Source organism: Pseudochelatococcus sp. B33 (genome assembly GCF_053570585.1).
Window position 1 is genome coordinate 174,139 of the sequence record NZ_JBSEFH010000008.1, and the last position, 19,715, is coordinate 193,853.

Genomic DNA, 19,715 nt, shown 5'->3' on the forward strand with positions numbered 1-19,715 from the left:
TCCCGGAATATGGCGTCTATTCGGATGGGGAACGAGCATGGCAGATGAAGGCCGTGCTATCCGGCACCGCCGGCCTGTCTGCTGAAGCCGTGCGGTTGCGGGGAACCATTCTGCCGCCAGCCCATATCGAGGCCCGCATGATCCGCTTCGCCATTCTCCTGCTTGCCTCCGTCTCGCTCGCCGGATGTCACACCACAAAGGTCGGTCAATCTGTCGGCTGGCCGACGCCGTATAGTGCCACTACACTGCCTCCGTCCGCTCCGGTGCCTCCGCCGCCATCGTACTGAGCCGGACGAACGATGGCTGGCGCCCTGACAGCCGGAAGCGATCGGCGATCCCGGCTGGAAGCTTTCTCAGGGACTCGTGGGCATCCACGAAGGAGCATTCAAGAGCAACGATACGCCCGGATGTTCCTTCAACGACGGTTTCGCCGATCTCGTGCGCGATGGTTCGAGGACCTGTATCCTGAGCCAGAGCCGAGGTTGCAAATACTATCCCGAGCATTCCCAACCCGACGACAATCTATTTCAATGCAACGATGGGCCTCGCGCTCTTGGTGTGAGTCAACACGGCCTCGTATGATTGACCCGCGCACCCAACGGCAAGCCCAAACCACAGACGTGAAGGGAAAATGTTCTTTGTCATCCAAAAAACTTTAGATTGGATATCGCTTGCCTCTATGGCATGATGACCTGTGAGCGCGGCATCGACGTCTCCGCCCTTTCAAAAAGGGGGAAGCCGGTCTCGCTCAATCCAGCAGAATTCTGCCTTCTTTGTCCTCACGAGTGCCATTGATGACTGCCATTCCGAATCTAAACATCGTGCCGTTTATCAGCGTCGAGAATATGATGGATATTGTCCTTCGTGTCGGGGTGGAGACATTCCTGAAGGAGCTCGCAGGCTATATCGAAGCCGACTTTCGGCGCTGGGAGATCTTCGACAAGGTGCCGCGTGTCGCGTCCCATTCGCGCGACGGCGTGATCGAGCTCATGCCGACCAGCGACGGCACGCTCTATGGCTTCAAATATGTCAACGGCCATCCTAAGAACACCAAGACCGGAAGACAGACAGTTACCGCCTTCGGTGTGCTGTCCGATGTCGACAGCGGCTACCCGCTCGTGATTTCGGAAATGACTATCCTGACCGCATTGCGTACGGCAGCGACATCAGCGGTTGCCGCCAAATACCTTGCTCCGGTCGGCGCGGACTGTATGGCGATCATCGGCAATGGGGCCCAGAGCGAGTTCCAGGCGCTCGCTTTCAAGGCCCTGCTCGGGCTGAACAAGCTCCGCCTCTATGATATCGATCCCACGGCCACCGAGCGGTGCGCGCGGAACCTGCGGGGCAAGGGGTTTGAGATCCACGTCGCCCGTTCATCCGAGGATGCGGTCGAAGGGGCCCAGATCGTCACCACGGCAACAGCGGATAAGCAGAACGCGACCATCCTCACCGACAACATGATCGGAGCGGGTATCCACATCAACGCCGTCGGCGGCGATTGTCCCGGCAAGACGGAACTGCATCGCGACATCCTCCTGCGGTCCGACATTTTCGTGGAATACCCACCCCAGACCCGGATCGAGGGCGAAATCCAGCAGCTCCTCGCGGACCATCCCGTCACCGAGCTTTGGCGCGTCATCGCGGGGTCGGCGCAGGGGCGCAGTGGAGCGAACCAGGTGACGCTTTTTGACAGTGTCGGCTTCGCGACCGAGGACTTCTCGGCGCTGCGCTATGTCCGTGACAAGCTGACCGGGACCGGACACTATCAAAATCTCGATCTCCTGGCCGATCCGGACGAGCCGCGCGACCTCTACGGAATGCTGCTGCGGCGAAGGCTCCAGATCGACTCAGGTGGTCGTGAACCCCTGCATGCCTGATCTCCTGCCCGGTTCGTAGGCGCCTCATGTCGGCTGGAACTGAAACGCGTGCCCTCAGGACCAGCCGTTGGCCGAATGGCGCGCGGGCGGTCATCTGCATCACGGTTCACATGGACGGCCCGGCGGTCGAAGCGGGCCGAAATCAGAACGGCCTGGGAATCTATTCCAGGGGCAGGTACGCAGTCCGGCGGGGCTTGCCCCGACATCTCGATATCCTGGCGCGTCATGGAGTGCCGGCGACTTTCTTCATGTGCGGATATGACGCCGAGCTCTACCCCGAACTCATGCGCGACGTTCATCGCGCGAGCCATGAGATCGCGGCTCATGGCTACAAGCACGAAGGTTTCGACCTCGGCGACGGGGAACCTGCCCTCCTGGCCAAGACCCATGCCATTCTATCCGATTGCATCGGGGAAGCTCCCGTGGGCTGGTGCTCGCCCTCCGGCCGCAAGAGCGTGGTGACGCTACCGACGCTTCGCGGTCTGGGTTATATCTACGATGCGAGCGAGAAGGACGACGATCTGCCCTATCTTGCGACGATCAATGGCAAGATTGCCGAGGATTTCGTGATACTTCCGAACAACACGGTCTCTCTCGATGATGCGCCGCTGTTCGTTCGAGGTCAGGCGACGGCCGAGGAAGCCTACCGCACCTGGATCGAGGAACTGGAGGCGCTCGTCGAGACCGAGGGCTATGTGCATTTCACCGTGCATCCGCGCGCCGGATACGGGTCCGGGACGCCGGCGCGGGCCGCGGCCTTCGACTGCTTCCTGAAAACGGCCTGTGCTGTATCGGGGCTCGGCTTCCTCACGCTCAAGGATCTCGCCCGGCATTGTCTCGCCGATCCCGGTGCGTGGGCGGAGCCGCGGGCATGATTGACACCCTTCTCATCACCGTCAACGTTCATGGTCTTGGCCCGGAAGCCGCCACCGGGGGCGGGAATGTCGAGGCTTTATACGGCCGTCTCGGGCATGGGCGCTACGCCTACCGGATCGGGCTTGCGCGTTTGCTCGATGCCCTGCGCGACCTCGACGTCAAGGCAACCTTCTTCTGGCCGTCGAGCGAAGCGCTGCGCGTACCGAACCTTTTCCAGCGCTGCCTCGATGACAACCACGAAATCGCCGGCCATGGTCGGGCGTTTGAGGATCACGCCGTCATGGACGAGGCGCGGGAAGCCGATGTGCTCGGCGAAGCCCATGACGTGCTTACGCGCTTGTCCGGCCGGGCGCCCAGGGGATACAGGGCGCCGAACGGCATTCTCTCGCCCAACACGCTGCGATTGCTTGCCGGTCTCGGCTATCTCTATGATAGCAGCGCGCTCGACGACGATGCGCCCTACGCACTTGAGGCCGACGGCGCGCCGGGAATGGTCGAGTTGCCCTGGTCGGAAGGATTGTCCGACTCCACCCATTTCAGCCGCAGGCTGCCTCATGCGCGCGCCGAGCTGTTTCTCACCGAAGAGCTGGATGCCTTGATGCCAGTGGCCGGCTATGCCTGCCTGACGCTTCATCCGCGCGCCGACATCGGTATCGCCCGTTCCTCCCGATTGCCTATCCTGTCGCGGCTGGTCCGGCGTGCCCACGATGCGGGTCTGGTTGCACGGCGATGCGAGGACGAGGCCCAGGATCGTCTGGTTCAGATGGACAGGCGATAGACCCTGGCCGCAGTGCGGGAGAACAGATCCGCCCGCTCGTCGGGCGAAAAGCCTTCCGTAATGCGCTTGAAGGCATTCCAGAGACTACGATAGCTGCAGCTCTGCTTGTCAACCGGGAAATTGCTTTCGAACATGCATCGAGACGGGCTGAAAAGCTCGATGCATTCGCGCACATACGGAGCCCAGGCTTGGACGAGATCTTCCGCCCGCGGGGCCTTCGGCCAGGTGTGGAAGCCGAAGCCGAAATAAAGCATACCGAGACCGCCGATCTTGACGGTGACATTGGGCCGCCGCGCGAGCTCGGCCATCGCCGCTCGCCAGTCATCGAACACCTCTGCCCGCCGCCCTTCGAACCGGCCCACGCCTAGCGGCGCGCCGATGTGGTTCAGGATCATCAGTGTGTCGGGAAAGGCGGTCGCGAGATCGGCGAACTCGCCGATCTGGTGATGGAAGAGCCAGCCGTCGAAGCTGAGGCCGAGCGGTCCAAGTTCGGCAACGCCGCGTCGGAAGCCCTTATCGAGCGCCAGAGATTGCGGGAAGGACTGGCCGAACAGGCCGATCCCCTCCGGATCCCAGCGCAGGGGCTGCCGCACACCCCGGAACCGCCCCTGTCCCGCCTCGATCTGCGCTTCCAGCACGGGCCGAACGCGGTTGGCGAGCGTGAGATCAGCACGCCCGACAATGCCTGCGGCATAACGAGGCGCCGTTTCCCGTGCCGGCAATGTCCTCACGGCGAATTCGGTTTCGCCAACAGGCCGCATTTCCTCCGGGCCCTCTCGGCGATACTCTGTCGTGCATTCCACGAAAACGGTAGCGACGATGCGGTGACCGCTGCCGAGGTCGCGCGCCAGATCGGCCTCGAGATAGTCATTGTTCTCCTTGACCCAGATGTGGTGATGCGGATCGACAATCGGCAGGTCGGGTTCGAGCACCGCCTCGTCCTCACCGGCCTGCCACGCCGCGGCCTCGGCGAGTGATCGCACGGAATTGCCTTGATGGTTATACGGAACGACCACTCAGGCCAGAGCCTCGCGAATGATGGCGCAGACCAGATGGGGGAGGACGCCGAAAGCATAGCCGGTGTGCAACCGTTCGTACTTCTGGTGCGCGTCCCGGCCCCACGGTCCGACGTTGACGACCGGAAATTCGAGATCTCCTGCCGGCGGTCGATCGGAAAGGGCGGACGCGACGGTATTGTCGGCCACCAAGGTGCTATCCCCGAGGGCGGCGCCACGCCCGAAGAAGCTCATGTCCGAAATGCCCGGAAAAAATTCCTTACGTCGAATCCGGGTCTGATGCGAGCGTTCGACCGCCTCACACGCCGCCTCGACTCTGCTTCGGAAGCCGTCAGTGCCTTCTTCGACCGTGCCGCAATGCCCAACCGGATAATAAAGGCTCGCAAAGCCGATGACGACGAGAGGGCCATCCAGGTCCGCCTTGCGGACAAGCTGGTCGACCGCGATGCGGCTCATGCGGAGGGGATTCTCCTCCAAAGCCAGCGAGTCCTCGAATTCGGCAAACCAGGCAGCGGCTTCGGGCCGGCTGCCGAGGGTGGCGGTTTTGAGTTCAGCAACGGTCATCACTCGCGGCGTGGGCGCCTGGCCTTCCGCGCCCAGAAAGCGCTTCCGATTGTCCCATTGCAGCGCAAGCGCGGAAGCGGCGGAAGCGGCAACCTTTGTCCGAAACTCCTCGAGTACTTGGGCCGCCGTCCGCGCATAACACAGCCAGTTGAACGACAGCCAGACGCGATCGGGGGTCGTCACGTCATAGGCGTGCCGCAGATCCTTGGCCTCGAGGCAAACCGGTGGCGCGGCCTTTTCGCCGAACTTCTCATCCGCCATGTCGGCGCTGGTCTCGATGGCCCGTATGATCTCAGCCGCCATCAGATGGGCGCTCGCACCGCTGAAGGGTGAGCCCACATGCGTCCCCTGCCCGACGACGAAGGCGAATGGGGAATATTTCGCGGTCGTTCCGAAAAAGACCGACCGACCGTCCTCCTCGCCCGGACCATGGTTTGAATCGAGATTGACGGCGCCGACGATATCGAGGTCCCATTCGACTGCGAGCGCCGGCAGCGCGTCGCGGAAACTGCGCGCGCCCCTGGAGCGGTTCTCCTCATCGGGCATCGCGGCAAAGAGCACATTCCCGACCCGCTCGGGATCGGCGGCAAAAGCTTCGAGCGCGGCAATGCCGGCCGCCAGCCCGCTCTTCATGTCGAGAATGCCGCGCGCGGGAAGAAAGTCATCGCTCAAGAGATCCCGGTAGGCTTGCTCTTCCTTCCCGCCTCGCTTCGCCTCGGCAAGCTCCTTGAGCATGGCGGTCTTGAGGCTCAGCGGATCGAAGGCGAGGCCAGTGAGCTCGTTGAAGTTGTCGATGGATACGACATCGAAGTGGCCGGTGAGCACCAGGCAGCGCCGGCCGGTGCCTCTGGCGAGAGCCACCACCGTTCGCGCTTTCGGATTACCGTGGCTGTCTACAAGGCGGATGTTGCCCGGCGATGCCGAGAAGGCCGGGAGCCCAAGCAGCAGGTTCTTGAGGCGGTCGGCGAACGCCGCCTCGCCCTCGGTTCCGGTGACGCTCGGCCACCCGACCAATTCGAGCGTCAGCTCTCGCATGCGCGCTTCCGACACCGATGGCGATGGATTGTGAGACATTGGGTCCAGATAACCTTCTTTCTAAATGCCGATAGGCCTGACAGGGCCTCCAGAACCGCCGGCGGGCGCCGGCCCGGCGTCCGCATCCTCGAAGCGCCATTTGAGCCGGACGCCCCCGGTCTCGGTCGTCGCCAGCGCCGGAATGGCCGATAGCAGCCTGCGCGTATAGTCATGTTCCGGCTTGTCGAAGACCGCGTCCCGCGTCCCGCCCTCGATGATTTCGCCATCCTTCATCACGATGACGCGGTCGGCAACCTGTTCCACCACGCCCAGGTCGTGGCTGATGAAAAGGCACGAAAAGCGGTGGCGCTGCTGCAGCTCGGCAAGCAGGTCGAGAACCTGCGCGCGCACGGTCACGTCGAGGGCAGAAACCGGCTCGTCCGCGATCACGAAGCGAGGACGTCGGATGATAGCCCGCGCGATGGCGATACGCTGCCGCTGGCCGCCCGAGAGCTCATGCGGATATCGTTCGGCATGGCTTCGATCGAGACCGACCTCGGTAAGCATCTCACGCACACGCGCACGCTTCTCGGCGCCGCTCATGGCTTCGGCGTGACGTAAGGCTTCGCCGACGAGTTGGCCGATCGTCATGCGCGGATCGAGTGAGGAGTACGGATCCTGGAACACCATCTGGCAGTTCACACGGTAGCTCCGAAAAGCCGTCTCGCTCCTGGCGATGGATTTGCCTTCGAAGAGGATCGAGCCCTCCGTGGGGCGAAGCAGGCCGGCGATTGTGCGGCCAAGCGTGGTTTTCCCCGACCCCGAACCGCCGACGACAGCGACAACCTCGCCCGGTGCGACATCGAGGCTGACACCTTTCAGCGCCCGCTTCGGCGTTCCGGCCTTCCACAGATGCCGCCGTCCGGGATACTCTATCACCAGATCTCGAACTGCCACGACCGGCGTCTCTTTGGTCGAAGGCGCAGGTCGCGCGTCGACGCGCCGCGGCATGGCCGCGAGAAGCTTGCGGGTGTAGGGATGCTTTGGTGATTGGAGGATGGTTTCGGTGCGCCCTTCCTCGACGATCCGACCCGACTCCATGACGATCACGCGGTGGGTGTAGCGGGCGACCATCGCCAGATCGTGGCTGATCATCAACACGGCCGTGTTGTTGGCCCTCGTCAAATCAACCATCAGCTCGAGCACGTCCCGTTGGACGACCGCATCGAGGGCCGTTGTCGGTTCATCGGCGATCAGCAGCTTCGGCTTCAGCAGCATGACCGAGGCGAGCATGATGCGCTGACGCATGCCCCCGGAGAATTGATGCGGGAACTCGGTGACCGCCTGTTCCGGGTCGTCGATGCCGACCCGCACGAGCATGTCGTGGATGAGCGCACGTCGCTTCGCAGCATCGTTGCCGGTGTGCAGGACCAAGCCTTCTTCAAGCTGGCGGCCGACCGTCATCGAAGGATTGAGCGAGGTCATCGGCTCCTGGAAAACCATGCCGACTTCCGACCCGCGGATCTTGCGCAGGTCTCCGGGCGGCATGGTGGTGATCTCGCGACCGAGATACCTGATCGATCCGGCCTTGCGCACGATCGGCGGCGGTTCCAGCCCCATTATGGACCTTGCAGCGAGCGTCTTGCCCGAGCCGGATTCCCCCACGATACCCACAATCTCTCCGGGGGCGATCTGGAAGCTGATGTTCTTGACGACGTCGATGTCCACGTGTCGGACCGTCAAGGTGAGGCCCGTGACATCGAGCAATAGTTGTTCGGTGCTGTTCATCAGGCCCCCCTCATCCTGGGATCGAGCTTGTCGCGAACCGCGTCGCCGAGGAGGTTGATGCCGAGCAGGGTCAGCGAGATGCAAAGACCGGGATAGATTCCCAGCCATGGCGCCTGGCTGAGAAACGATCGCGCGCTGGAGAGCATGTTGCCCCACGTCGGCGCAGGGGGCGGGACGCCCAGCCCGAGAAAACTCAGCGCGCTCTCCGCCAGAAGGACCCAACCGAACATCGATGTAGCGAGCACCGTTAGCGGTGCGATGCAGTTGGGCAGGATATGGCGTCCCATCGTGTAGAGCTCGGAATTGCCCATGACACGCGAGGCGTCGATGAATTCCCTCTCGCGGATCGACAGCACGGTGCCGCGCACGACGCGGGCGACCGACGGCGTATAGGCAATGCCGAGAGCCACGATGATGCCGTATGGGTTTGCGCCGAACACAGCGAGCAGGCCGAGCGCCAGCAGGATGCCGGGGAAGGCAAGCAACGCGTCGTTGAACGCCATGGCGATCCGGTCGACCCAGCCGCGCACGAAGCCGGTGACCAGACCGATCGTGGTTCCGCAGATAACCGCGAAGGTTACGGTCGTCAGGCTGATCCAGGCGCTGGTTCCGGCGCCGACCATCAGCCGGGACAGGACGTCCCGTCCAAATTCGTCGGTGCCTAGCAGATTGTTCGCATTGGGTGGCGCGAGACGGCCGGCGAAGTTGAGCCGCAGCGGATCTCCCGGCTGCCAGAAGACGCCGATCACCGCGACGATGAGCATGAAGCCAATGATGGTTCCGCCGATGAGGGCGTTGGGAGCAAGTCGTTTCATTCGGTCGTAACTCGGGGATCGAAAACGGGATAGACGAGGTCGACCACAAGGTTGACGATGACGTAGGTGCCGGCCACGAACAGAAGGCAGCCCTGAATGACCGGATAGTCCCGGGCGAAGATCGCATCCACGAGCAGGCGGCCGAGACCGGGCACCGTAAAGACGATCTCCACGACGGCGATCCCGCCGAGCAGATTGCCCAACACGAGACCGAGCAGCGTCCAGGTCGGCCCGAAAGAGTTGCGGAACACGTGGCGAAGCAGCACGGCCGCTTCCGAAAGCCCCTTGGCCCGAGCATGGGTCACGTAGTCGAGGCGCAGAACCTCCAATGTCGAGGACCGTGACATCCGGATGATGACGCCCATCTCATGGAGGAAGAGCGTCATGATCGGCATGATCAAATAGATCAGCCCGGCCGTGACGTTCTCCGTGATCGACACATATCCGAGCACCGGAAGCCAGCCGAGCTTGAGGCCGAAAAGGAGGAGGATCAACAGGCCAAGCCAGAAAGTGGGAATCGACAATAGCAATGTCGCCACCCCCACGAGGAAGACGTCCAGCGTCGAATTCTGCCGCCACGCGGCGATGATACCGGCGGGAACGGCCACGAGGCTGGCAAAGGCGACGGCAACGACGACGATTTGAGCCGAGATCGCAAACCGTTGCAGGATGAGCGGAAGCACCGGCTGGCGATTGGTGATGGAAACCCCGAAGTCGCCGCTCAGGATGTTGGCTGCCCAGATCGCAAACTGCGTCAGGATGTTCTTGTCGAGGCCAAGGTCGGCTTGCAGACGGGCGATGTTTTCCGGCGTTGCGAGGTCGCCAAGCATCAGGGAGGCAGGATCCCCCGGGACAAGACGAATGAGCACGAAGACGGAGACGGCAACGATGACCAGCGTCGGGATCGCCATCAGTATTCGCGAGAGTAGGAACTTCAACATTGGAACTCTCCGGCCAGCCGCCGCGCGGGGTGGGCACGGCAGGCGGTGCGCCCGTCACAAGAAACCGGCGTGGAGTCACTCATGAAACGACCCTGCCCGCCGGCGAAGTGTCACTCAGGGATTGGCAATGCGAACTTCCCAGGCCCGGGGCTTGCCCTGCCAATAGCTGAAGCCGTCGATGCGCTTGCTGTAGGCGTTCGACTCCACGCCGCTGTACATGATGTAGAGCGGAGCGTCTTCGAGCTGCATCCTGTGGAGCCGATCGAAGATCGCCTGCCGCGCGGCGGGGTCGGATTCGACCATCGCTTTATCGATCAGGGCCGTTGCCTCGGGATTGTCCCAAACCTTGCGCGGTTGAGTTGCCTTGGGGCCGGTGATCTGTTCATAGCTCATCGCCGGATCGAGGCGGGCCGAATAGGACGTCGACATCATCTGGAACCGGCCCGAATTGTAGGCGTCGAGCTGCGTTGGCCATTCGACGACCTCGATCCTCACATTCATGCCGACCTGCTGCAGCATCTGCTGGACAAACAACGCGGCGGGATAGCTGGGCACGTGGACGCGCATATTGGCCATGATGACGATTTCTTCCCCATTGTAGCCCGCCTCCTGCAGCAGCGCCCGGGCGCGATCGGGATCGTACTTGTAGCGCTCGCGCTGGACGTCGCTGTAATAGAACGACGTGGGGAAGATTGCGGAGTTGTTCGGCGTCGCCAGGCCGTTCGAGGTGGCAAAAGCCAGCTCATCGCCGTCGATGGCCGAGACAATGGCCTGCCGAATCAGAACGTTCGACAGGACCGGGTTGAGCGTCTGCATGATGATCGTGTGCTTGGACGCTGCAGAACCGGACTGAACGACGATCTTGTCTATCTGCTTGAGCTCTTCCACGTCGCTGTCGAGAACCTGCGAGGCATCGATCGTTCCTGAGAGCAGGGCAGTCTTGACGGCCGCTGCATCCGGCACGACCACGAACCTCACCTCGTCGACGAGCGGGCGCTTGGAGCCGACATAGCCGTCAACTGCGTCTCCCGGGGGCGATTGGTAGTCATCGAACTTCGTGAGGAGGACGTACTCGCCGCGACGCCATTCGGTAAACTGGAAAGGCCCGGTTCCGATCGGCTTGTCCCAGGTACCATCCGCATTGACCGAGTCCCGGTGGACGATGGCCGTGCCACCGCAGTCCGTGGCCGCCAAAGCATCCGGAAACAGGGCATAGGGGCGATTGATCGTCATGACGACGGTTGAAGGATCGGGCGCGGTGACGCTCTCGACCTTGAGCCCGGTGGTACCGTTGAACGTTTCGAGGCATCGCCATTGGGTTGCCGGATCCATGTACCGGTTCCAGCTCCACAGAACATCCTCGGAAGTCAGATCTTCACCGTTGTGAAACTTGACGCCGGAACGCAGGCGGAAGGTGTAGGTCAATCCGTCTTCGGACAGATCAATGCTCTCGGCGAGCAATGGAGCAGCGGACCCGTCTTCACGGTGCCCCGTCAGTCCTTCAACGACATTGAGAACGACACCATCGGTGTTGTCATCGCGATTCACACCCGGATCAGTGCTTCGGATATCCGCATTGAGCGCGATGCGTATCGTGTCCGCCGCGTGCGCGGGCACGGCTGCGAATGACAGCGCAAGGAAAATCGGTAGTCCCAGTTTCATTTGTTTTCCCTCTGCTTTGGTTGCTTCAGAATTCGTCTTCGCCGTCCCCTTTGCGGCGCAAGCGAAGCTGTTGGGCCAGAAATTCGGTGGCCGGCGCGACTGCGGCCATCCCGTCGTGAGCCATATTGGCGATGAGATCGAACTGAACGGAGATGCCGGCCTTCTCGAAGGATGCGCGCAGGCTTTGAAGCCGCTCCGGCCGTGTGCGGCCGGCGTCGTTCGCACCGGGCATCCAGTGCCGCTTCCCCTCCTGATGGGTGATCTCCCAGGTTTCGATATCCGCGGCGCCCACGATCATCTGGGTCGGCACGCGTGCCATCGCCTCGAGGTCGAGTTTCCGGCCGAAGATCGTCTCGACATCGCGGACGCCCACCCACCAGTCACGTTCGGGATCAAGAAGGGTCACCGACCCCGGGGCGCCGATCGACAGCGCCCAAAGCCGGCCTGGATTGAGCATGAAGTAGCGATGGACGAAATGGCCGCCGCCCGAGTAGCCGAACAGGGCAAACTCATTGAATTGGCGCGCGTAGCGGAGCCCGACCTCGTCAACCATCGCGTTGAGGATGCGGTCATAGCGGATGTCGGCTTCGCGCAGATACTTGAACCCGTCGCGGTTGTCGTCGCCGCGCACGCCGACCGGAAAGAGCGGGCACAGGATGATGCAGTCATTCCAGCGTCCAAACTCGGAGAACGCGTCCCGGTAGTCCGTGAACGTCCGGCCCGTCCCGTGCATCGCGACGACCAACTCCGTCGCGCTCCCTGCGGTCGCACTTTGCGGCACGTAGAGGCAATAGCTGAACCGAGGATCGGCTTTGAGGGCGAACACGGCGGTGCTTCCGAATTCGAACATCGCCCTGGCGCGAGCCGCAAAACTGTCAGTCGTGTCGTCCATGCCCTGGATCCATCCCCATTTCGGTGGTGCTGGCCCTCCGGCGGTCTTCCGCTCCAGAAGGCGCGCCCGGCGTCTCCCGAAATCGCCGCGACCGCCGGCATCGTCGACCAGGGATGGATTGCCGGTCTCAACCTCTTAAGTGGCCGGCTCCAATCCCGATCTCTCGAAAAGCAAAATTGCATTTAGTTGCAACGTAAGTCAATCCTTGATTGCCCGCAAACTCACTATCCGTCGCAACGGAGGAGAAAAAACGGCGGCCCTCGGGGCTAACCGAGCTTGTCGTCGGTCTTCACCTTGAGTGCATATTCGAGGTGGAAGCGCATGAAATCAGCCGCTTTTTCGAGCTCACCCACCTCAAGCAGGTCGAGGATGCGGATGTGCTCCAGCGATTGGCCGACCAGGCGGGTCCTGTCCAGCGTCTTGCGATATTCGGCAAGTCGCCGACTTGCGTTGACGCGCTTGATCGACTCGATGAAGTAGACGTTGTTCGAGCAGTCGACGATCATCTCGTGGAACCCCGAATTGATCCGGAAAAGCTCTGCACGGGAGAGGGTCAGGTATTCTCCGTCCAGCAAAGTCTGCTGCTGCTCGCGCGCGCGGCGGAAGGCAACCGTATCAATCCTGAACGAGCGCTGCAGGATCGCGGCAGGCTCGATCGCAATGCGGAAGAGATAGGCCATTTCATAGGCCTCTGCGGAGGTCAGGGTGGCGTGGAATTCCCAGCCTTTGCCGGGCAACCGCTCTATCCACCCCTCGCGCGCCATTCGGTGCAGTATCTTCAGGGCTTTGCCGCGCGTCGTGCCGTAGCGCTGCATGATCTCCTTCTCGGTCACGCGATCCGGGAGCTTGCCCGACAGGCGATCATCGGCGAGCTGGAAATAGACCTCCTCGCCGATCTCTCCATTCACCGCCTCGGGAACATCCAGGGATATGCCGTCCGGCTCGGTCGCGAGAAAGTACCCACGGTTAGGTTCCCGCCTCACCACGTCATGCTTCTCAAGATATTTGAGCGCCTCGTTCACGGGTGAGCGGGATATACGAAACTCATCCGCGAGCTTTTGGGCTGGAAGGTGGTCCCCGCGCTTGAGCATATTCGTCTGCGCATAATCAACGATCATGCCGGCGATCTGCGGCGTCAACTGTACAGTTCCCATAGGGCTCCTCTCGCATCGGCGGGCAGTGACCGCGGCCTCACATATTGCATTTAGTTGTGACTCCGTGCAATGATGTTTGTAACATGTCGATTCACCCTCTCACAATGATATCAACCATAACAACAGACAGCGGCCAGCCAGCGCGCTTCATAGACTTGCCCGCCATACTGGGGACGGAACTCGACCGGTTCCCCTGGCTGATGCGCGTCATCCTGGAAAACACCCTTCGCCACGGAGAAGGTGACGCCGACGCGATTTGCCTGCCCTTTCTCGACTGGCTGGCCCACGGTCGAAGCACCGAGGAAATCGCGTTCCATCCAGGAAGGCTGCTCATGCACGACACCACCTGCGTGCCCGCTCTCGTGGACATGGCCGCGCTGAGGGCGGTGCTCAGCGAAAAGGGCGTGGACCCAACGGTGTTGAACCCCGTTCTCCCGGTCGATGTGTCGGTCGATCATTCGATCGCTGTCGATGCCTATGGCTCGCCCCAGGCGCTGGCGACCAATATCGCCCGAGAAATCGACAGGAACGCCGAGCGCTATCGGCTCATGAAATGGGCGACGAATGCGTTCTCTGGCATAAGGGTCCATCCGCCGGGCACGGGCATCATGCACACCATGAACCTCGAGCAGCTGGCGAGCGTGATCGGCCTGACGGTTTTCCGTGGCGAGCGCTGGGCCGTGCCGGATACGCTCATCGGCACCGACAGCCATACACCCATGATCAACGGCATCGGCACGCTCGCCTGGGGGGTAGGCGGACTGGAAGCCGAGGGCGTGATGTTCGGCATGCCGGTAATGCTGCGCATCCCGGAGATCATCGGCGTGCGGCTGACCGGCCGGTTGCGGGAAGGCGTCCTCTCGACCGATCTGGCCCTGACGGTAACCGAGAAGCTGCGCGCATACGGCATGTCGGGGCAGTTTGTCGAATTCTTCGGTGCCGGGGTTTCGACGCTGTCGGCCGGCGATCGCGCGGTCGTCGCCAACATGGCGCCCGAATACGGTGGCGCCAGCGGCTATTTCCCGATCGACGACAACACGGTGCGCTATCTCGCGGCAACCGGGCGGACACGTGCCGCGCAAGACCTCGTCCGCACTGTCGCCGTCCGTCAAGGGCTCTGGTTCGATCCCGACATCACTCCACGCTACACCGATATCGTCGATATCGACCTGTCGCGGGTTACCACGAGCCTCGCCGGCCCGCGACGGCCTCAGGATCGCATCGCGCCCGGCAAATCGGCGATGGCGCTTGAGATCCTCTATCGGCGGCCGCTTCGCAAATCCGCCGGTGGCGACACTCCCCCTGACGGCGCGGTGGCGATCGCGGCGATCACGAGTTGCACGAACACGAGCGACCCTCGGCTGATGATCGCAGCCGGGCTGCTGGCCAGGAACGCACGACGGTTGGGCCTGAAGCCCCCCTACTGGGTAAAAACCTCCCTTGCGCCAGGATCGCCCGCCGCAGCACGCTATCTGGTTCGCAGCGGGCTGATGGACGATCTCGCCGCCCTGGGCTTCGATATCGTCGGGTTTGGATGCACCACCTGCATCGGCAATTCGGGGCCGCTCGAGGCGCGCATGGACGCCGCGATCGAGGAAGGGACCGCCGCCGTGGCGGTCCTGTCGGGCAACCGAAACTTTCCCGGCCGCGTTCACCCCCAGCTTCAGGCCGCGTTCCTCGCCTCCCCGCCCCTGGTCATCGCCTATGCTCTGGCTGGCGACGTCAATCGGGACATTTTGCGCGACCCGATCGGCTACAAGAACGACGGAACGCCAGTACTGCTTCGCGATATCTGGCCCGAGAACGCCGAGATCGACGAATTCCAGCGCCGTGCGGCCGATCCGTCGGACTTCGAGCAGGCCCTCGAACAGGCGGAAGCCAATCCAGCCTGGGCTGGCCTGGATGCCCCCGGTTCCGACCTTTTCCCATGGGATGAGGCATCCACCTACGTCCGCCGTCCGCCTTTCGTGTCTGCCGACCAACCCTCGCGCCTGGGCCGATATCGCGCAAAACCCCTTCTGGCCCTCGGCAACGACATCACCACCGACCACATCTCCCCGGCCGGCCAGATTCCGATCAAAGGCGAAGCCGGTGCCTACCTGCTGGAACGCGGCGGCGACCAAAGAAATCTCAACGTCTTTGCATCTCGCCGCGGGAACTGGGAGGTCATGTTGCGGGGGCTCTTCACCAACCGCACGGTCGTCAACCTCCTGGCCCCTGCCCTGCCCGCCGGATCGACAATTCACGCCGGCTCCGGTGATGTTCTCCCCCTGTGGCAGGCTGCTGGCCGATATGCCGCCGAGGGCGTTCACGTCGTGATCGCCGCCGGCGAACGCTATGGTGCCGGTTCGTCGCGGGATTGGGCCGCCAAGGGCGCGGAACTCCTTGGTGTCCGTGCGATCCTGGCTTCGAGCTTCGAGCGTATCCATCGGTCCAACCTGATCGGCATGGGTGTACTGCCCTTGCTTCTCCCGGCCGGTCATACGTCGGAAGGGCTGGACCTTACCGTCGATGACTGGATCGAGATCGATCTGCCGCCCCAGGACCTCGCCCCCCGTTCTTCGGCACGCGTCAGGATCGTTCGTGGCAACGGCGAGACCGTCGAGATGGAGTGCCGGGCGGCCGTCGAGACCGCCCTGGAAGTCGAGATCCTGAAAATCGGCGGCATGATGCCCCTCATCCTGCGCCGCGCCATGCGGTCCGCTGACGCCCGGTCGAAATCCGCCGCGGCCGACGGCAGGTTCTGACGAAAAACGTTGATCTTGCGGCCGCTGGTGATCGCGCCGGACAGGGAAGGAAGTCTTGATGTTCACGACACGGCCGGAAATCCTGGGCACGTTCGGTGCCGTCGCCAGCACGCATTGGCTGGCGTCTTCTTCGGGCATGGCCATGCTCGAAAAGGGTGGCAACGCATTCGATGCTGCGGTGGCCGCCGGATTCGTGCTGCAAGTGGTCGAACCGCATCAGTCAGGCCCTGCCGGCGATGTGCCGATCCTCTTCCACTCCGCAGCGACCAGCAGGATCGAGGTGATCTGCGGCCAGGCGCCGGCGCCGGCGGGCGCAACAATCGAGCACTACAAGGGCCTCGGGCTGGACCTCGTCCCTGCCAACGGCCTTCTGGCAACGGTCATACCCGGGGCTTTCGACGCTTGGATGCTGCTCCTGCGCGACCATGGCCGCCTGAGGCTTCGGGACGTGCTGGCACCGGCGACCTACTACGCGTCGAAGGGCCACCCTCTTCTTCCGTCCGTCGCCGGGCGCATCGCCGGCCTCAGGGAACTCTTCGAAAAGGCCTGGCCGACATCCGCAGCCGTCTACCTGCCGGGCGGCGAATCCCCGAAGGCCGGGACGATCTTGCGAAACGAGGCGCTCGGTGAAACATGGAACCGCATCGTGCGGGAGGCGGAGGCGCCCGGCCGCTCGCGCGAAGCGGAAATCGACGCCGCGCGAGACAGCTTCTACAGGGGCTTCGTTGCCGAGGCGATCGAGAGATTCGTGACCTCGAACGATATTCTCGACCGATCCGGGCGCCGCCATCGCGGCGTCATCCGGGCCGGCGATCTCGCTGGATGGCAGGCCCGCTATGAGATGCCGACCACATACGATTACGGCCGCTACAAGGTCTGCAAGACCGGGCCTTGGGGCCAGGGGCCCGTCTTTCTCCAGACACTCGCCTTGCTCAAGGACATCGACCTGAAGGATATGGGGCCGGCCAGCGCGGTCTTCGTCCACACCCTCACCGAAGCGATGAAGCTCGCCTTTGCCGACCGCGATGCCTATTACGGCGATCCGGACTTTTCCACCGTCCCGCTCGATTTCCTCCTGAGCGATGGCTACGCCGACCAGCGTCGTGCGCTCATCGGCGATACAGCTTCCGGTGAGTTCAGGCCAGGCGTCGTCCCCGGCTATGAGGGCCAAGTCGGCAGAACGATCGAGATGCTCGCCAGGATCAATGCCAGCAAGAGGGAGGAAGCCGGGGCGGAACCGGTTGGTGCCGACATGGCGCTTGCACGTCGTACCGCGCAGGCGGGTTCGGATCGTCGCGGCGACACCACCCATGTGGATGTCGTCGACAGCGAGGGCAACCTGGTGTCGGCCATGCCCTCCGGTGGCTGGCTGCAGTCCTCGCCCGTCATCCCCGAACTGGGCTTCATGCTCAACAGCCGCGCCCAGATGTTCTGGCTCGAACCAGGGCTGCCGGCATCGCTGGGCCCGGGAAAGCGGCCACGAACAACGCTGACGCCCACGCTGGCCCTGCGCGACGGCGCCCCCTATATGGCGTTCGGTTCGCCCGGTGGCGATCAGCAGGAGCAATGGGCGCTGATGCTGTTCCTGCGGCATGTGCATCACGGCCTCAACCTGCAAGAGGCGATCGACATGCCCATCTGGCAAACCTCCGACATCCACAGCTCGTTCTATCCCCGCAATCGGATACCTCTACACCTTCTCGCGGAGGAGAGCTTCGGATCGCAGACGCTGGAAGATCTCAGAGTCCGCGGCCACAATGTCGAGGTCGCTCCAGCCCACACGATCGGCCGCCTTGCCGCCGTCTCCATGCCGCGAGACGGAACACTGCGCGCCGGCGCGACCGCAAGCCTGATGCAAGCCTACGCGGTCGGCCGCTAGCGGAACGACGCCGTCAAAGGTCCAGCAGTCGGGCGATAACGGGTGCGACCCCTCTACCGATGGCGCGGCTGTTCTCGGCATCGAGGTGGACGCCATCGACGTCCGACCCTCTTGCGACGCCGGCCGCATCAAAGAAAGCGCATCCCCTGCGGTCCGCAACGGCCTCATACGCGGCGGAGAGTTTCTCGGATTCGGCGATGCTTCGTCCTCCGGCAGGCACGCCATCCCCTTCACTGCGGCGGGTGAAGTGTGGCGGGCTGATGAGGAGAATGCGTGGCGGTCTTGCGCCGTATCCATACGGATAGGTCTGGACGATCTCGACAAGCCGTTCCATCCCGGCTGCGGCGCCAAGGACGCTTCCGCATAAATGGGGCTTCAAATCGTTGGTGCCCAACATGATGGCGACGAGGTCGAGCGGGTAGTGGCTGCCGAGAAGCGTCGGCAGGATGCGTGTTCCGTTACGATCAGCCGGCGCGCTGTAGTCATCGAAGGATGTGGTGCGGCCGGCAAGGCCCTCCGCAATGATCCGGACACCGGGAAGTTCCGCCTCGACAACGCTTGTCCATCGATCCTCGAAGCGATGACGACCGCCTCCGCCGGGACGCGCCCCCCAAGTCAGGCTGTCTCCAAAGGCCAGAACATGCCGTTTGCCCTCTTCCACTGCAGTCGCGGCGCTCATCATCCTTCTCCGACAGGGCCAAACTTCCGACACGAACTATAAATGATTTTCAGAGGACAAAAATCATTTGTTTTCGAATGAGGGCGTCATCCGACTGGCGGTGAGGAGATGTTGATGCATCAGCCCGGCTGCCGCGAAGTTCTCCCCTGCTTCGAGATGATCGAGGATTTCGAGATGCTCCCGATGATTGGCGCGGACGCGCTCCAGGCCATGCGTCCAGTTATAGTTGGAGAAACGCCGCAAGCGGTTTTGACGTCGAATGGCCTCATGGAAAAACCGGTTGCCGGAGGCCGCCGCGATCCCTTCGTGGAAAGCGGCGTTCACCTCGAACAAGGCCACCCCCAGCGCTGGGGTCCACGACGCCTCACTGATCTCCCGATGCCGGCGACGCATATCGTCGGCCCAGCCGTCGGGCAGCCGAAAGCCCGTCTCGAGGATGGCAGCAGGCTCCATGACGATACGAAAACGGTAGCTCTCCGCCCGTACCTCAGCGCCCCAGTTCGTGACAAAGCGCCAGCCGTATCCAAGCTTCCGCTGCACCATGCCGAGATCGGCCAGCGACTGCAGCGCATCGCGCACCATGGCACGCGGCACGGCATAGCGCTGCATCAGTTCGGATTCGGAAAAGTCGTCGCCCAGCGCGCCATGATCGCGATCCCGGGCGATCCTCACCAGCAGCTCTTCCCTGCCTTCACCGCCGTCATCGATCTCGAGTCTTGGCGGGAGCTCGACGAGCTGCACGCCCTTCTGCGGCAGGCGGACGACAACGCCTTGCTCGGCCAAGGCATTGAGCGCGGCCCGCACCGGCGACCTCGAGACATTTAGCCGACGCGCCAGCTGATGTTCGTTGATACGATCGCCCGGCACCAAACCTTCCTTGTGGATCAGATCGAAGATCCGTTCGGTCAGCGCGGTTTGAGGATTGGGCTGCGATGCTGTCATGGCCGGAACCAAAATGTTTTTTGTTGCACAAAAGACCGATTGGGGTCATAGGTATATCATAGTCGACGCCAAGGCCGCCATGGAGATTTCG

At 62.8% G+C, this 19,715-nt stretch carries 15 protein-coding genes; 5 read left to right on the plus strand and 10 right to left on the minus strand.

Annotated elements, in window-relative coordinates; all coding sequences use genetic code 11:
* The first annotated feature begins 794 nt into the window (after nt 1–794).
* From ACUSIJ_RS11035 to ACUSIJ_RS11045, 3 genes are all read left to right on the plus strand, one after another.
* Nucleotides 795–1,877 carry an ornithine cyclodeaminase gene (locus ACUSIJ_RS11035; RefSeq protein ID WP_449308499.1) on the plus strand — a complete coding sequence of 361 codons (1,083 nt, stop codon included), beginning with the start codon at nt 795–797 and terminating at the stop codon, nt 1,875–1,877.
* Nucleotides 1,878–1,987: 110 nt separating this feature from the next.
* Nucleotides 1,988–2,752 (plus strand): polysaccharide deacetylase family protein, encoded by a 765-nt coding sequence (locus tag ACUSIJ_RS11040; protein ID WP_449308500.1) that lies wholly within the window; start codon nt 1,988–1,990, stop codon nt 2,750–2,752.
* Nucleotides 2,749–3,531 (plus strand): polysaccharide deacetylase family protein, encoded by a 783-nt coding sequence (locus tag ACUSIJ_RS11045; protein ID WP_449308440.1) that lies wholly within the window; start codon nt 2,749–2,751, stop codon nt 3,529–3,531. Before ACUSIJ_RS11040 ends, ACUSIJ_RS11045 begins: the two co-directional genes overlap by 4 nt.
* Here ACUSIJ_RS11045 and ACUSIJ_RS11050 read toward each other — a convergent pair.
* From ACUSIJ_RS11050 to ACUSIJ_RS11085, 8 genes are all read right to left on the minus strand, one after another.
* Nucleotides 3,513–4,514, minus strand: a complete 1,002-nt coding sequence (locus ACUSIJ_RS11050; RefSeq protein ID WP_449308441.1) for an amidohydrolase family protein — start codon at nt 4,512–4,514, stop codon at nt 3,513–3,515. The two genes, ACUSIJ_RS11045 and ACUSIJ_RS11050, sit on opposite strands and share 19 nt — an antisense overlap.
* A gap of 33 nt (nt 4,515–4,547) precedes the next feature.
* Nucleotides 4,548–6,146, minus strand: a complete 1,599-nt coding sequence (locus ACUSIJ_RS11055; RefSeq protein ID WP_449308442.1) for a M20/M25/M40 family metallo-hydrolase — start codon at nt 6,144–6,146, stop codon at nt 4,548–4,550.
* A gap of 60 nt (nt 6,147–6,206) precedes the next feature.
* Complete coding sequence (locus ACUSIJ_RS11060; RefSeq protein WP_449308443.1) at nt 6,207–7,913, minus strand: dipeptide ABC transporter ATP-binding protein; 1,707 nt, start codon at nt 7,911–7,913, stop codon at nt 6,207–6,209.
* Nucleotides 7,913–8,728, minus strand: coding sequence for an ABC transporter permease (locus ACUSIJ_RS11065; RefSeq protein ID WP_449308444.1), 816 nt, complete (start codon nt 8,726–8,728; stop codon nt 7,913–7,915). Before ACUSIJ_RS11065 ends, ACUSIJ_RS11060 begins: the two co-directional genes overlap by 1 nt.
* Nucleotides 8,725–9,669, minus strand: a complete 945-nt coding sequence (locus tag ACUSIJ_RS11070; protein WP_449308445.1) for an ABC transporter permease — start codon at nt 9,667–9,669, stop codon at nt 8,725–8,727. The genes ACUSIJ_RS11065 and ACUSIJ_RS11070 overlap by 4 nt, the downstream gene beginning before the upstream one ends.
* A gap of 114 nt (nt 9,670–9,783) precedes the next feature.
* Nucleotides 9,784–11,331, minus strand: coding sequence for an ABC transporter substrate-binding protein (locus ACUSIJ_RS11075; protein WP_449308446.1), 1,548 nt, complete (start codon nt 11,329–11,331; stop codon nt 9,784–9,786).
* 25 nt (nt 11,332–11,356) lie between these two features.
* The gene (locus ACUSIJ_RS11080; RefSeq protein ID WP_449308447.1) at nt 11,357–12,223 is read right to left on the minus strand and encodes an alpha/beta hydrolase; all 867 of its coding nucleotides are present in this window, start codon (nt 12,221–12,223) and stop codon (nt 11,357–11,359) included.
* Nucleotides 12,224–12,489: 266 nt separating this feature from the next.
* A complete protein-coding gene (locus ACUSIJ_RS11085) occupies nt 12,490–13,362 on the minus strand; it encodes a GntR family transcriptional regulator (protein WP_449308448.1) in 873 nt (290 codons plus the stop codon).
* A gap of 119 nt (nt 13,363–13,481) precedes the next feature.
* Between ACUSIJ_RS11085 and acnA the strand changes: the two genes are divergently transcribed.
* Together acnA and ACUSIJ_RS11095 are read left to right on the plus strand one after the other, a co-directional pair.
* On the plus strand, nt 13,482–16,124 hold the full coding sequence (gene acnA, locus ACUSIJ_RS11090; protein ID WP_449308501.1) for an aconitate hydratase AcnA: 2,643 nt from the start codon (nt 13,482–13,484) through the stop codon (nt 16,122–16,124).
* 58 nt (nt 16,125–16,182) lie between these two features.
* On the plus strand, nt 16,183–18,003 hold the full coding sequence (locus ACUSIJ_RS11095; RefSeq protein ID WP_449308449.1) for a gamma-glutamyltransferase family protein: 1,821 nt from the start codon (nt 16,183–16,185) through the stop codon (nt 18,001–18,003).
* Nucleotides 18,004–18,016: 13 nt separating this feature from the next.
* On the opposite strand, the gene ACUSIJ_RS11100 is transcribed toward ACUSIJ_RS11095, so the two are convergent.
* Nucleotides 18,017–18,682 carry an SGNH/GDSL hydrolase family protein gene (locus ACUSIJ_RS11100; RefSeq protein WP_449308450.1) on the minus strand — a complete coding sequence of 222 codons (666 nt, stop codon included), beginning with the start codon at nt 18,680–18,682 and terminating at the stop codon, nt 18,017–18,019.
* A gap of 63 nt (nt 18,683–18,745) precedes the next feature.
* The gene (locus ACUSIJ_RS11105) at nt 18,746–19,624 is read right to left on the minus strand and encodes a GntR family transcriptional regulator (protein ID WP_449308451.1); all 879 of its coding nucleotides are present in this window, start codon (nt 19,622–19,624) and stop codon (nt 18,746–18,748) included.
* Nucleotides 19,625–19,715 lie beyond the last annotated feature (91 nt).